The sequence below is a fragment of the Streptomyces sp. NPDC127106 genome (genome assembly GCF_042677605.1).
Lineage (GTDB): Bacteria > Actinomycetota > Actinomycetes > Streptomycetales > Streptomycetaceae > Streptomyces.
Genome location: NZ_JBHXTC010000101.1, coordinates 1 through 12734, shown reverse-complemented (window position 1 = coordinate 12734; position 12734 = coordinate 1). Strand labels below are relative to the sequence as shown.

Annotated in this window: 11 protein-coding genes; 7 read left to right on the top strand and 4 right to left on the bottom strand. The window is 73.1% G+C overall.

Annotated elements, in window-relative coordinates:
- Positions 1–88 precede the first annotated feature (88 nt).
- Genes ACFVGY_RS36825 through ACFVGY_RS36815 form a run of 3 tightly spaced genes read right to left on the bottom strand, consistent with a single transcriptional unit; the run spans position 89 to position 2260 of the window.
- Complete coding sequence (locus ACFVGY_RS36825; protein ID WP_385686677.1) at positions 89–523, bottom strand: hypothetical protein; 435 nt, start codon at positions 521–523, stop codon at positions 89–91.
- A gap of 49 nt (positions 524–572) precedes the next feature.
- The gene (locus ACFVGY_RS36820) at positions 573–1325 is read right to left on the bottom strand and encodes an ABC transporter permease (protein WP_385686675.1); all 753 of its coding nucleotides are present in this window, start codon (positions 1323–1325) and stop codon (positions 573–575) included.
- A 23-nt stretch (positions 1326–1348) separates the two neighbouring features.
- Positions 1349–2260: an ATP-binding cassette domain-containing protein gene (locus ACFVGY_RS36815; protein ID WP_385686673.1), complete on the bottom strand. Its 912-nt coding sequence runs from the start codon at positions 2258–2260 to the stop codon at positions 1349–1351.
- Positions 2261–2367: 107 nt separating this feature from the next.
- On the opposite strand from ACFVGY_RS36815, the gene ACFVGY_RS36810 reads away from it, so the two are divergent.
- The 3 genes from ACFVGY_RS36810 (at position 2368) to ACFVGY_RS36800 (ending at position 5467) form a co-directional block, all read left to right on the top strand.
- Entirely contained in the window at positions 2368–3540 is a 1173-nt protein-coding gene (locus ACFVGY_RS36810) for a sensor histidine kinase (protein WP_385686670.1), read from the top strand.
- A gap of 9 nt (positions 3541–3549) precedes the next feature.
- Positions 3550–4200, top strand: coding sequence for a response regulator (locus tag ACFVGY_RS36805; protein ID WP_385686667.1), 651 nt, complete (start codon positions 3550–3552; stop codon positions 4198–4200).
- A 109-nt stretch (positions 4201–4309) separates the two neighbouring features.
- Positions 4310–5467 (top strand): ROK family transcriptional regulator, encoded by a 1158-nt coding sequence (locus ACFVGY_RS36800; protein WP_385686664.1) that lies wholly within the window; start codon positions 4310–4312, stop codon positions 5465–5467.
- 126 nt (positions 5468–5593) lie between these two features.
- Here ACFVGY_RS36800 and ACFVGY_RS36795 read toward each other — a convergent pair whose 3' ends face one another.
- Positions 5594–6352: a GntR family transcriptional regulator gene (locus ACFVGY_RS36795; protein ID WP_385686661.1), complete on the bottom strand. Its 759-nt coding sequence runs from the start codon at positions 6350–6352 to the stop codon at positions 5594–5596.
- A 330-nt stretch (positions 6353–6682) separates the two neighbouring features.
- Between ACFVGY_RS36795 and ACFVGY_RS36790 the strand changes: the two genes are divergently transcribed.
- The 4 genes from ACFVGY_RS36790 to ACFVGY_RS36775 all read left to right on the top strand — a co-directional run bounded on the left by ACFVGY_RS36790 (position 6683) and on the right by ACFVGY_RS36775 (position 12628).
- A complete protein-coding gene (locus tag ACFVGY_RS36790; RefSeq protein WP_385686659.1) occupies positions 6683–7537 on the top strand; it encodes an alpha/beta fold hydrolase in 855 nt (284 codons plus the stop codon).
- 114 nt (positions 7538–7651) lie between these two features.
- Positions 7652–9277 (top strand): alkaline phosphatase D family protein, encoded by a 1626-nt coding sequence (locus ACFVGY_RS36785; protein ID WP_385686656.1) that lies wholly within the window; start codon positions 7652–7654, stop codon positions 9275–9277.
- Positions 9278–9386: 109 nt separating this feature from the next.
- The gene (locus tag ACFVGY_RS36780; protein WP_385686653.1) at positions 9387–10847 is read left to right on the top strand and encodes a GNAT family N-acetyltransferase; all 1461 of its coding nucleotides are present in this window, start codon (positions 9387–9389) and stop codon (positions 10845–10847) included.
- A gap of 35 nt (positions 10848–10882) precedes the next feature.
- A complete protein-coding gene (locus tag ACFVGY_RS36775) occupies positions 10883–12628 on the top strand; it encodes a DUF885 domain-containing protein (protein WP_385686650.1) in 1746 nt (581 codons plus the stop codon).
- Positions 12629–12734 lie beyond the last annotated feature (106 nt).

Below are 12734 nucleotides of genomic sequence, written 5' to 3'. Positions count from 1 at the left end.
ACCTGGGCCATCACCCCCGCCACCACATAACCGAGGGGCCGCCCGGCCTACGGCCGGACAGCCCCACAACAAGATCTTCATCGGCCTTCTAGGGCGGGTCGATCACGGTGACCGCCACCATCAGCTGCGGCGAGTGGTCGGCTCCCCAGGCCGCGGCGTAGACGGCCACCCAGCGGTCCCCGGTCCGCCACAGGTGCAGGTGGTCGGTGGTGGCGGCGATCTCGGACCACGGCTGCGCCACCTCTGCCCCGCCCTCCCGCAGCCGCAGGCTGTCGAGGCTGAACGTGTGGGGTGGCCCCCAGCGCTCCTCCAGCCGGTGGGCCAGCGCCCCGTACGCTGCCGACACCTCTTCCTCGCATTCGGCGCGGTCGGCAGCGTCCTCATCGCCGTACCACCGGCTGGCACCCAGCTCGGCCAGGTGGTAGCCGGGCCCGCTCGTGCCCACCTCGGTTCTCCCGCGGGCCTCGGGGAAGTCACGCGTCAGGAGCCGGTCGATGGTCTCGAGATGCTGTGCCGTGGTCATGCCGTCAGTATTCCGCCGACCACTGACAACTGGCCTTCCGTCATGGACGTCAGGCGTCGCGTCGGCGCACCGCCAGCCAGCCGCCGATCAGAGCGACGCCCGTCCACAGCGCCATCACTCCCAGGCCGGTCCACGGGCCCAGCTCTCCCCAGGGCTCGACGCGCATCACCATCTGACCCGCGCGGTCCGGCAGGTACTGCGCGGCCCCGCCCGCGACGTCGCCCACGACGAAGGAGATGACCAGGATGAACGGTATGAGGACGCTGAGCGTCGCGGCCGCGCTGCGGAACACGGCCGTGAGGCCGGCGGCGAACAGGGACATGAGGGTCAGGTAGAGCCCGCAGCCGACGACGGCACGGAGCGCGCCCTCGTCGCCCAGACCGATGGCGTACTGGCCCATGAAGGCCTGTCCCCCGAGGAAGGTCGCGAAGGCGGTCGCCTCGCCGACCAGGAAGGCGAGCCCGCCCACCGCGAGCAGCTTCGTGAGGTAGAAGCGGGTACGGTTCGGCAGCGAGGTCAGAGTGATCCGCAGGGCGTTGTTGTGGAACTCGCTCGAGAAGGCGTTCGCACCGAACGCGATGGCCGCCGTCTGTCCGAACATGAGGCCGTAGAAGGCGGCGAACATCGGGTCCGAACCCATGCTGCCTTCCTCGGCGGTCCCGATGGCGGCAGCAGTCAGCATCTGGACACCGGTGACGGCCACGAAGGTCGCGACGAGCGACCCGAAGGTGCCGCGCAGCGAACGTATCTTGATCCACTCGGCGTGCAGGGCGGCTCGGGTGGGCAGGGCGGTGGTGGACATGGCGCGCATTCCTCCGGTCGTGGTCAGTGGGTGGCGGCGAACTCGCCGTGGTCGGCGGTGAGGTCGAGGTAGGCCTGCTCCAGCGAGGCCCGCTCGTCGGAGAGTTCGAGCATCGGGATGCCCTCGCGGGCCGCGAGTGCGCCGAGCTGCTCGGCCTGCATCCCGTCGACGGTCCAGCGGCCCTCCGCGGCCTCGGTCAGGTGGAAGCCGTCCCGGGCGAGGGTGGCGCGCAGGCGGATCGGGTCGGAGGTGCGCAGCCGCACCCTGGGGGTGCTCCGCGCGCTGATGAAGTCCTCAATCGGCGTGTCGGCGAGGAGCTTGCCGCGCCCGAGGACGACCAGGTGGTCGACGAAGGAGGCGGTCTCCGACATCAGGTGGCTGGACACCAGCACCGTCCGCCCTTCGCGGGCGAGGCCGCGCATCAGCTCGCGGATCCAGATGATCCCCTCCGGGTCCAGGCCGTTGGTGGGCTCGTCCAGCAGCAGCACGCCGGGGTCGCCGAGCAGCGCGGCGGCTATGCCCAGGCGCTGCCGCATCCCCAGGGAGTAGGTCTGGATCCGCCGCTTCGCGGCGGACGCGATGCCCGCCTGCTCCATGACCTCGTCCACCCGGCGCACCGGGATGCGGTTGCCCACGGCCAGGGAGAGCAGGTGTTCCCGGGCGATCCGGCCGCCGTGCGCCGCCTGGGCGTCCAGCAGTGCGCCGACGTGGAGAAGCGGCTGCTGAAGATCGGTGAAGCTGCGGCCGCCGATGGTGGCGGTTCCCGACGTGGCCCGGTCCAGCCCGAGCAGCACGCGCAACGTGGTGGACTTGCCGGCACCGTTGGGGCCCAGGAAACCGGTGACCCGACCGGGCAGGACGTCGAAGGTGAGCTGGTCCACGGCCTTGGTCGTGCCGTATTCCTTGGTCAGTTGGCGGATCTCGATGCGGTTCATGGCTCAAGATTCGCCGTGGGCCCCACTCCCTCTCCTCCCCCGCACGGGGGGATCGTCTCCCCCGCACGGGGGAGACGACAGTGATCGCGCGCTGCCACGATGGGGGCATGCACCGACTGATCACAGCGCCCTTCCAACCACAGACGTACAAGCGGTGGCTGCACCTGTGCGTGCCCGTGCTGCTGGTGGCGCTGTGGTTGTTCATAGATGCCGAAAAGCCGTGGGCTCCTGCTCTGATCATCGCTCCGTTCGGCCTCCTCCCCTGGATGCGGACGGCCGAGGGACTCCAGGCGCAGTTCCTGCTCACTTCGTACGACCGCGAGTCCGAGGAGAGCGCCATCACCACGGTGGCCTCGAAGCGCTGGGGCGACCGCTGGCGGACCGTGCTGTGGCTGGAGATACGGCTGGCGCTGGCGATCGTGGCCATGTTCGCCACCGTGTGGCTGCCGGTTCTCAGCTTCGAGCTGCTCACCACCGCGTTCGGCTGTCCGATACGTGGGGACGTCGCGCTGCCGGTGGTGCCGCCGCCGTGGCTGGCGGCCGTGCTCACTCCGCTGCCGCTGGTCCTGCTGCTCGTGACCGTGTTCCTGATGGGCGATTTGATATCGGCCATCGCGACCCGGCTGCTGGGGCCCTCTGCGGCAGAGCGGCTGTCCGTGCTGGAGCAGCGGACCGAGCAACTGCTGGAGCGCACCCGGATCGCGCGCGAGCTGCACGACACGATCGGGCACGCTCTGACGGTGGCCGTGGTGCAGGCCGGAGCGGCGCGGGCGGCGGGCGATCCGGCCTTCACCGAGCGGGCGTTGAGCGCGATCGAGGAGACCGGACGGACGGCTCTCGAGGATCTGGACCGGGTCCTGTCGGTCCTGCGGGACTCCGGTCCGCGTCCTTCCCAACGACCGACGCTCGCGGACGCGGACCGGCTGCTGGACTCGACCCGGGCCTCGGGAGCCGTGGTGCACGCGCGACTGAGCGGTCCGCTGGAGACGTTGCCCGGGCCCGTCACCCGGGAGGCGTACCGGATCCTCCAGGAGGCGCTCACGAACGTGCTGCGGCACTGCGGGCCGGTCCCGGTCGAGGTGCGCGTGGAAATGACCGACGGACAGCTGGAACTGGAGGTGTCGAATCCACTGCCCGAGGGCCAGGGGTCTCCGGGCGCCGGCAGCGGCAGCGGGCTGCGGGGAATGCAGGAGCGTGCCGCGCTGCTCGGCGGGACGGCCGAGTCCGGTCCGGACAAGGGGAGATGGAGGGTGCGCGCCAGGCTTCCGCTCACCCCATAGGCTGAGCGGATGCCAGTTACCGTACTGCTCGTCGACGACGAACCCCTGGTGCGCGCGGGTCTGCGCGCCGTGCTCGATGCCCAGCCCGACATCGAGGTGGTGGGTGAGGCCTCCGACGGTGCGGCCGTGATCCCGCTGGTCCGGCAGCTGCGTCCGGACGTGGTGGCCATGGACGTGCGGATGCCGCTGCTGGACGGGATCGAGGCGACCAAGGCGGTGCTGAAGAGCATCGACGAGCCGCCGAAGATCCTGGTGGTCACGACCTTCGAGAACGACGAGTACGTCTACCGGGCGCTGCGGGCGGGGGCGGACGGGTTCCTGCTGAAGCGGGCCCGGCCGTCGGAGATCGTGCACGCGGTGCGGCTGGTCGCGGAGGGCGAGACGTTGCTGTTCCCGGCGGCGGTGCGGTCGCTGGCCTCGGAGTACGGGAACAACGGGGCGCGTGCCCGGTTGGTGCGGGCCGCGCTGACCGAGCGGGAGGAGGCCGTGCTGCGGCTGATGGCGCGGGGGCTGACGAACGCGGAGATCGCGGCCGAGATGTTCGTGGGGACCGAGACCGTGAAGTCCCACGTGAGTGCGGTGCTGTCGAAGCTGGGTGCACGCGACCGGACCCAGGCGGTGATCGCGGCGTACGAGTCGGGTTTCGTCGTCCCGACCTGACCGCCCCGCGCCGGCTGCCCCGCCCGGTCCGACGGGGGCCGCTTCTCGCCGCCGCGGCAGGTGCGCAGTACGATCCGGCAGACAGGCTCGCCAGCTGGGAGGACAGACGTTGGGGCAGCTGACCGGCGGAGATCCCTCTCTGCTCCGGCGGATCAATTCGGCCGTGGTGCTGCGCGCGCTGCGTGCCGCCCGGTCGCCGACGCTCACCGACCTCACCCGGGTGACCGGGCTGTCACGGCCGACCGTCGAGGGCGTCGTGGAGGGGCTGATCGGCACCGGGCTCGTCGTCGAGGCGGATGCCGAGGAGGGCGCGCGGCGCCAGGGGCGGCCCGCCCGCCGCTTCCGGTTCCGGGCCGAGGCCGGGCACCTGCTCGGCATCGAGATCGGTTCCCACCGGATCGCGGTGCTGCTGTCCGGGCTGGACGGTCGGGTGATCGGCGCCGGCACCAAGGAGGTCGCCGAGAGCGCGACCGCCGACGAGCGGCTGGAGCGCGTCCGGGCCGCGGTGGCCGATCTGCTGCGCCGGGCCGGCGTGCCGCGGGACTCCCTGCGGGCCGTCGGCGTCGGCAGCCCCGGGATCGTGGAGGCGGACGGCACGGTGCGGCTGGGCACGGCCCTGCCGGGCTGGACCGGGCTGCCGCTCGGGGACCGGCTCCGGCGGTCCTTCCGCTGCCCGGTCCGGGTGGAGAACGACGCCAACGCGGCGGCCCTCGCCGAGCACTGGAAGGGGGCCGCGCAGGACACCGACGACATGGTCTTCGTGATGGCCGGCCTCAGCCCGGGGGCCGGCTCGCTGATCGGCGGCCGGCTGCACCGCGGGTTCGGCGGGGCCGCCGGCGAGATCGGCGCGCTCCACCTGTTGGGCCGCGAGGCGACGCCCGAGCGGCTGCTGTCGACGACCGGCGAGCCGTTGCACCCCCTGGACGAGCAGGCCGTGGCGGGCGTCTTCGCGATGGCCGACCGGGGGGACGAGCGGGCCGTGGCCGCGGTGGAGCGGTTCATCCAGCGCCTGGTGCACGACGTGGCGGCCCTCGTCCTGGCGATGGACCCGGAACTGGTGGTGGTCGGCGGCTGGGCGGCGGGCCTGGACGGCGTGCTGGACCCGCTGCGCCGGGAGCTGGAGCGCTACTGCCTGCGTCCCCCGCGGGTGGCCCAGTCCCTGCTCGGCGAGGCGGCGGTGGCCACCGGAGCGCTCCGGCTGGCGCTGGACCACGTGGAGGAGGAACTCTTCGCCGTGGAGAGGACGGTCACCTCCCGCCGCCGCTGAACCGCGTCCCCGTACACGCGAGACCGTACGCGCGGGGCCCCGGACGCGTACGGCCCCCGACCCGGCAGGTGCCGGAAACGGGGGCCGTCGGGTGCGGGTCGGCGCCGGGGGGCGGCGCGCGCCGGGTCAGGAGGCGGCGCGGGCCTCGTGCGCTATCTCCACGTCGCCCGAGTCGCCGAACGTGAGGCGGCAGGTGTCCGCGCGGTAGGTGGCGACCGAGACGGCAGCCGTGCCCGCGGCGGTGAAGTAGCGCGTGGTGACCACCAGGACCGGGGCTCCGGGCAGGCGGTCCAGCTCCTTGGCGTCGTCTGCGCGGGCCGAGCCGAGCTCGACCGAGCGGTCCTGGCCGTCCAGGGCGAGCCGCTGGAGCTCGCGCAGCACGGCGCGGGCGCGGGCGGGCCCGGCAGGCGCGTCGATCGCGGGCAGGCCGGGCACGGAGGCGGCGGGCACGTACAGCAGCTCGGCCGCGACGGCCTGGCCCTGGGTGATGCGGGTCCGGCGCACGGTGTGGACGGGCTGGTCGGCGGAGACGCCCAGCAGCTTCAGGGCGGCGGCGGGCACCGGCGCGTCGACGGCGTCGACGACCTCCCAGCCGTCGGCAGCTTCGCCGGGCCAGCTGTGCCGGGGGGTTCCGACGGCGACGCCGACCCGCGGCGGGGCGACGGTGGTGCCGACTCCGCGGCGGCGCTGCAGGCGGCCTTCCAGTTCGAGCTGCTCCAGCGCCTGGCGCAGGGTCGCGCGCGCCACGCCGAAGCGGGCGGCGAGCTCCCGCTCGTTCGGGAGGACCTCACCCACGGCGAAGTCCTGGTCGAGCGCCTCGCTCAGGACGGTCTTCAGGTGCCAGTACTTCGGCTCCGGCACCGTTTCCAGCTGCGTGGTCCCCACCCTGACTCCTCCTGCCATCGCTGCAATCGCCGTGTTCCAGCGGCAGTTCCGCGCCCTTGTTTATTAAAGGTTCCTGCACTATCCCTGCGACCATAGGTCGGTGCGGCACCTTGGTCAAGACCAATCCTCACCCCTTTACCGGGCACATCGGGCATAGGCATCAAGCCGTTCATACGATGTTCGCGCCCTCCACACGGGCATGCGCAGGATCCGGACTGCACTGGTCCGACACGCGCCACAGGCTTGTAGTCAAGGCCTACCGGACGGTAATCATGACCATAGCGATTACTGACAGCCTGTCTCACGCGCGTCCACCCGACGAGGAGCAGCATGACCGCCACGGTCTCCTTCCCGATCGACTCGCCGCTGGGCCCCCGCACCGCCACCGTCGCCTACGAGCGCAAGGGCCACGGCGAGCCGCTGCTCCTGCTCCACGGCATAGGCCACCACCTCCAGGCCTGGCATCCGGTGACCGACATCCTGGCCGCCGAACACGACGTCATCGCCGTCGACCTGCCCGGATTCGGCGTCTCGGAGCCCCTGCCCAACGGGGTCCCCTACGACCTCGGCACCGTCGCCGCCGCCCTCGGCTCGCTCTGTTCAGCCCTCGGTGCCGAGCGCCCGCACGTCGTCGGCAACTCCCTCGGCGGCCTCCTCGCGCTGGAGATGGGCCGCAGCAACCTGGCCCGCACGGTCACCGCGCTCTCCCCCGCCGGCTTCTGGACCGAGGCCGAACGCAGGTACGCCTTCGCCACCCTGCGCGCGATGCGCGTCGGCGCGCTGGCCCTGCCGCTGCCCACCCTGGAGCGGCTCTCTCACAGCGCCGCCGGGCGAACGGCCCTCACCGGCACCATCTATGCGCGCCCGGCCCGCCGTTCGCCCGAGGCCGTGGTCGCCGAGACGCTCGCCCTGCGCGGGGCGACCGGCTTCGAGGAGACCCTGGCGGCGGGCCGCTCCGTACGGTTCACCGAGGACGTTCCCGGGCTGCCGGTGACCATCGCCTGGGGCTCCCGCGACCGGCTGCTGCTGCCCCGCCAGGGCGTGCGGGCCAAGCACGTCGTGCCCGATGCCCGGCTGGTGCGGCTGCCCGGCTGCGGCCACGTCCCGATGAACGACGCCCCGGCGCTGGTGGCGCGGGTGGTCCTGGACACGGTGCGGAAGGCCGCGAACACCGAGGTGGGATGACGTCCGGCGGCTGTTCATCCGGGGTTCGCGTGTGCGACGCGGGCGGGCCGGGGTGCCTCGGCACACTGGTCCGACCCTTCCCCGGCCGGCCCTGGAGACGCTCCGATGGCACCCATGCCGTACACCCGACGGTCCCTGCTCGGCGGTTCGATCGCCGTTCCGGTGGGCCTTGCCCTGTCCGGCACGATCGGCACGCAGGCGTTCGCCGCGTCCACCGCCACTGTCGGTTCCACCGTGGGCTCCGCCGGTCCCGCCACCGCCCCGGCCTTCACCCGTTCGGGCCGCCCGAGCGCGCCGTGGGGCGTCCAGTCCGGCGAGATCACCGCCCATTCGGCCACCGTCTGGACGCGCTCGGACCGCCCGGCGCGGATGTACGTCCACACCTCACCCAGCGAGTCCTTCCGCTACGGCGTCCGCCACCACGGCGGCCCCTACCTCGGCCCCGGCACCGACTACACCGGGACCGTCACCCTGCGCGACCTGCCCCCCGGGCAGCAGATCCACTACCGCGTCGTCCTGGCCGACCCGGACGACCCGCGCCGCTGCAGCCGGCCGGTGCAGGGCTCGTTCCGGACCACCCCCGTCTCGCGCCGCCGGAACGTGCGCTTCGTCTGGTCGGGGGACCTGGCGGGCCAGGGCTGGGGCATCAACCCCGATCTCGGTGGCTACCGCGTCTTCGACGAAATGCGGCTGCGCGATCCGGACTTCTTCCTCTTCAGCGGGGACACGGTGTACGCCGACGGGCCGATCCAGGCCTCCGTCCCGCTGCGCGACGGCGGGATCTGGCGCAACATCACCACCGTGGAGAAGTCGAAGGTCGCCGAGACCCTGGACGAGTTCCGCGGCAACTTCCGCTACAACCTGCTCGACCGTAACCTGCGCGACTTCAACGCCCAGGTGCCGGTCCTCGCCCAGTGGGACGACCACGAGGTGCGCAACAACTGGTACCCCGGCCAGCTGCTGGAGGACCCCCGCTACACCGTCAGGGACGTCGACACCCTCGCCTCCCGCGCCCGCCGGGCCTTCGGCGAGTACTTCCCCGTCACCGACCTCCGCGGCGGTCGCGCCGAGGGCCGGATGTACCGGGTGATGCGGTACGGCCCGCTCCTCGACGTCTTCGTGCTCGACATGCGCACCCACCGCAACGCCAACTCCCCCGGCCGCCAGACGGACGACCCGGTCGGCATCCTGGGTACGGAGCAGTTGGCCTGGCTCAAGCGCGAGCTGTCGCGCTCGCGGGCCGCCTGGAAGGTGATCGCCGCGGACATGCCGCTCGGGATCGTCGTCCCCGACGGGGCCGCGCACTTCGAGGCCGTGGCCCAGGGCGATCCGGGCGCGCCGCTGGGACGGGAACTCCAGATCGCCGAACTCCTCCGCCACATCAAGCAGCAACGCATCACGGGCACCCTGTGGCTGACCGCGGACGTCCACTACACGGCCGCGAACCACTACGCCCCCGAGCGGGCGGCCTTCGGCGACTTCGCGCCGTTCTGGGAGTTCGTCTCCGGTCCCGTCGGGGCGGGCGGGTTCCCCGCCGGAAAGCTGGACCCGACGTTCGGCCCCCGGACGGAGTTCGTGCAGTCGGCCCCGTTCGCGAACATGTCGCCGTCCGAGAACCCCCCGTACTACGGGGAGGTCGAGATCGCCGGCGACTCCGGGGAACTCACCGTCCGGTTGCGGCGCCAGGGCGGCGGCGTACTTTTCACCAGGACGCTCCAGCCCGGCCGCGTGGGCCAGTAGGGTAGGCACGGGCAACGGAAACCAGGGCGAAATCGGCCAGATGGACGCTTAACCAGGCGGTCACAGATCGTTCGTGACCACGCAACACCCCTGCGTCACAGTGGCATGCATGACTGAACGCACTCACGCGCCCGCCCACCGCTCCCACCGCCACCACCACTGGCGCCGCGACGTCGTCGAACTGGCCGCGCTCTTCTGCGCCGTCGCGGTCGCCGACGGCATCGCCAACCTCGTCGTGCACGGCCCGCGCGGCCCCGTCCTGCTGGTCGCCTCGGCCGTCGCCCTCCTGGTGACGGCGGCGTTCCACACCTGGTGGGCACGCCGCCACAGCCACGCGCCGCCGCCCGGGAGCACGGCCCCCTCCGATACGGGTGCCGCCGGCCAGGCCGTGACCCCGGCGGCGAGCACCCCCGACGACAGCGCGACCGCCGCGGCCTCGCTGTGGCGGATGCGGACGACCGTGCGCGACGAGCCCGGCAGCCTGGCCGCCCTGTGCACGGCGCTCGCCGCCCACGAGGTGGACATCCTGACCCTGCAGACGCATCCGCTGCCCGAGGGCGGCACCGTGGACGAGTTCCTGCTGCGCGCCCCGCGGCAGCTGCCCTCCAAGACGCTCGCCCACGCCGTCGCCGGCGCCGGCGGCAGGGACACGTGGATCGAGCGGGCCGACGCGCACGAACTCGTCGACCCCCCGACCCGGCTGCTGGGCCTGGCGACCCGCACCGCCCTGGACACCGCCGAACTGCCGCTCGCGCTGCGCCAGCTGCTCGGCCGCTGCACCATCCACTCCATCCCGGCGACCAGCCTCTCCGGCCGCCCCAACATCGGCGCCGACACCCCGGTCGAGGGCGTACTCGAGGCGACCGTGATGCGGCTGCGCGACCCCTCCGGCGGCGCCCTCACCGTGGAGCGGCCCCATCTGCCGTTCACCCCGACCGAGTTCGCCCGCGCCCGGGCCCTCGTCGAACTCGACGCCCGGCTCGGCCCGCGCGTCCCGCGCAGCCAGGACGTGCTGACCCTGCCCGAGGGCAACGACATCACCGTCCGCCGCGCCGACCAGACCGACCTGCCCGCGGCCCGTGCGATGCACGACCGCTGCTCCGAGCGCACCCTGGGCCTGCGCTACCACGGCCCCGTCGCCGACGCCGACCGCTACCTCGACCACCTGCTGAGCCCGCGCTTCGGCCGCACGCTGGCCGCGACCACCGCCTCCGGCAAGCTCGTCGCCCTCGGCCACCTGCTGTGGGACGGCGACGAGACCGAGATCGCGCTCCTGATCGAGGACGACTGGCAGCGCCGCGGGGTCGGCTCCGAGCTGCTGCGCCGGCTCATCGCGATGGCCGTCGAGGCGGGCTGCGCCAGCGTGTACGCCGTGACCCAGGCCTCCAACACCGGCATGGTCGCGGCCATGCGCGGCCTCGGCCTCCCCCTCGACTACCTGGTCGAGGAGGGCACCCTGGTGATCACCGCACGCCTCGACAAGGCACCCGCCGGCGGCCTGCTCCCGCACGGCCTGCCGGGCGCCGGCCGGCAGCCCGCACGGCGTCAGCAGGCCGACAGCGAACGGTGATGACGCGGACCCTCCGCGCATACGAAGATGTCCGCATGTCAGACACCCTCCGCAGCGACATCGCGTCCCGGCTGCCCCGCCAGGTCGCCGATGCCTACGTCGACGACCTCATCGCCCTCGACCCCATCACGGGCACCTACCTCGGTGTCGCGGCGAGCTCCGGCAGGCTCCCGGACTTCTCGCCGGCCGGCCGTGCGGCCGTGGCCGACCTGGCCCGCTCCACCCTCGCCCGGCTCGACTCCGCCGAGCGGCTGCCCGGCGCGGACAGTGACGCCGAGCGCCGCTGCGCCCGCCTGCTGCGCGAGCGCCTCACCGCCGAACTCGCCGTGCACGAGGCCGACGAGGAGCTGCGCGCGGTCAGCAACATCCACTCCCCCGCACACGCGATCCGCGACGTCTTCCCGCTGACTCCGGCGGACACGGAAGAGGACTGGGCGGCGATCGCCGAGCGGATGCGCGCGGTCCCCGCCGCCCTGGCCGGCTACCGCGAGGGCCTGCAACTCGGGCTCGACCGCGGCCTGTACGGCGGCCCGCGCGCCACCGCCACCTTCATCGGCCAGCTCACCACCTGGGCCGGGGAGGACGAGGACACCCCCGGCGACGAGGGCACCCCCGGCGACGGGAACACCGCGGGCGGCGGCTTCTTCGGCGAGTTCGCCGCCCGCGGCCCGGAGGCGCTGCGCGGCGAGCTGGAGCAGGCGGCCGGCACCGCCACCGCCGCCCTCACCGCACTGCGCGACTGGATGCGCGCGGTGTACGAGCCGGCCGTCGCCGGTGCCCCGGACGCGGTGGGCCGCGAGCGCTACGCCCGCTGGTCGCGCTACTTCAACGGCACGGACCTGGACCTGGACGAGGCGTACGCCTACGGCTGGTCGGAATACCACCGGCTGCTCGCCGAGATGAAGACCGAGGCTGCCAGGATCCTGCCCGGCGCCGGCCCCTGGGAGGCGCTGCGGCACCTGGACGGGCACGGCACCCACATCGAGGGGGTCGACGAGGTCCGGGCCTGGCTGCAGGGCCTGATGGACGAGGCCATCGAGAACCTGGACGGCACCCACTTCGAACTCGCCGAGCGGGTCAAGCGGGTGGAATCCCGGATCGCCCCGGCGGGGGGCGCGGCGGCCCCGTACTACACCAGCCCCTCCGAGGACTTCTCCCGGCCCGGGCGTACCTGGCTGCCGACGATGGGTCAGACCCGCTTCCCGGTGTACGACCTGGTGTCCACCTGGTACCACGAGGGGGTTCCGGGCCACCACCTCCAGCTCGCGCAGTGGACGCACGTCGCTGACCGGCTCTCCCGCTACCAGGCGAGCGTCGGTCTGGTCAGCGCCAACGTCGAGGGCTGGGCGCTGTACGCGGAGCGCCTGATGGACGAGCTGGGCTACCTGAAGGACGCCGAGCAGCGCCTGGGCTACCTCGACTGCCAGATGATGCGGGCCGCGCGGGTCATCGTGGACATCGGCATGCACCTGGGCCTGGAGATCCCGGCGGACTCGCCGTTCCATCCCGGTGAGCGCTGGACGGTGGACCTGGCGCAGGAGTTCTTCGCGCAGCACAACAGCCGGCCGGCGGACTTCATCGAGAGCGAGGTGACCCGCTACCTGTCGATGCCGGGCCAGGCGATCGGCTACAAGCTGGGCGAGCGCGCCTGGCTGCTGGGCCGGGACAACGCCCGTGCCGCGCACGGAGATGCGTTCGACCTGAAGGCCTGGCACATGGCGGCCCTGTCGCAGGGCTCGCTGGGCCTGGACGACCTGGTGGACGAGCTGTCGCAGCTCTGACCCGGCACCGGTTCGCCGGTGCGGGGGGGGGGGGCGGGGGGGCGGGGGCGGGGCGCGGGGGGGGGCGGCGCGCCGGCGGGGCGGCGCGGTGGAGGGGGCGCTGAGA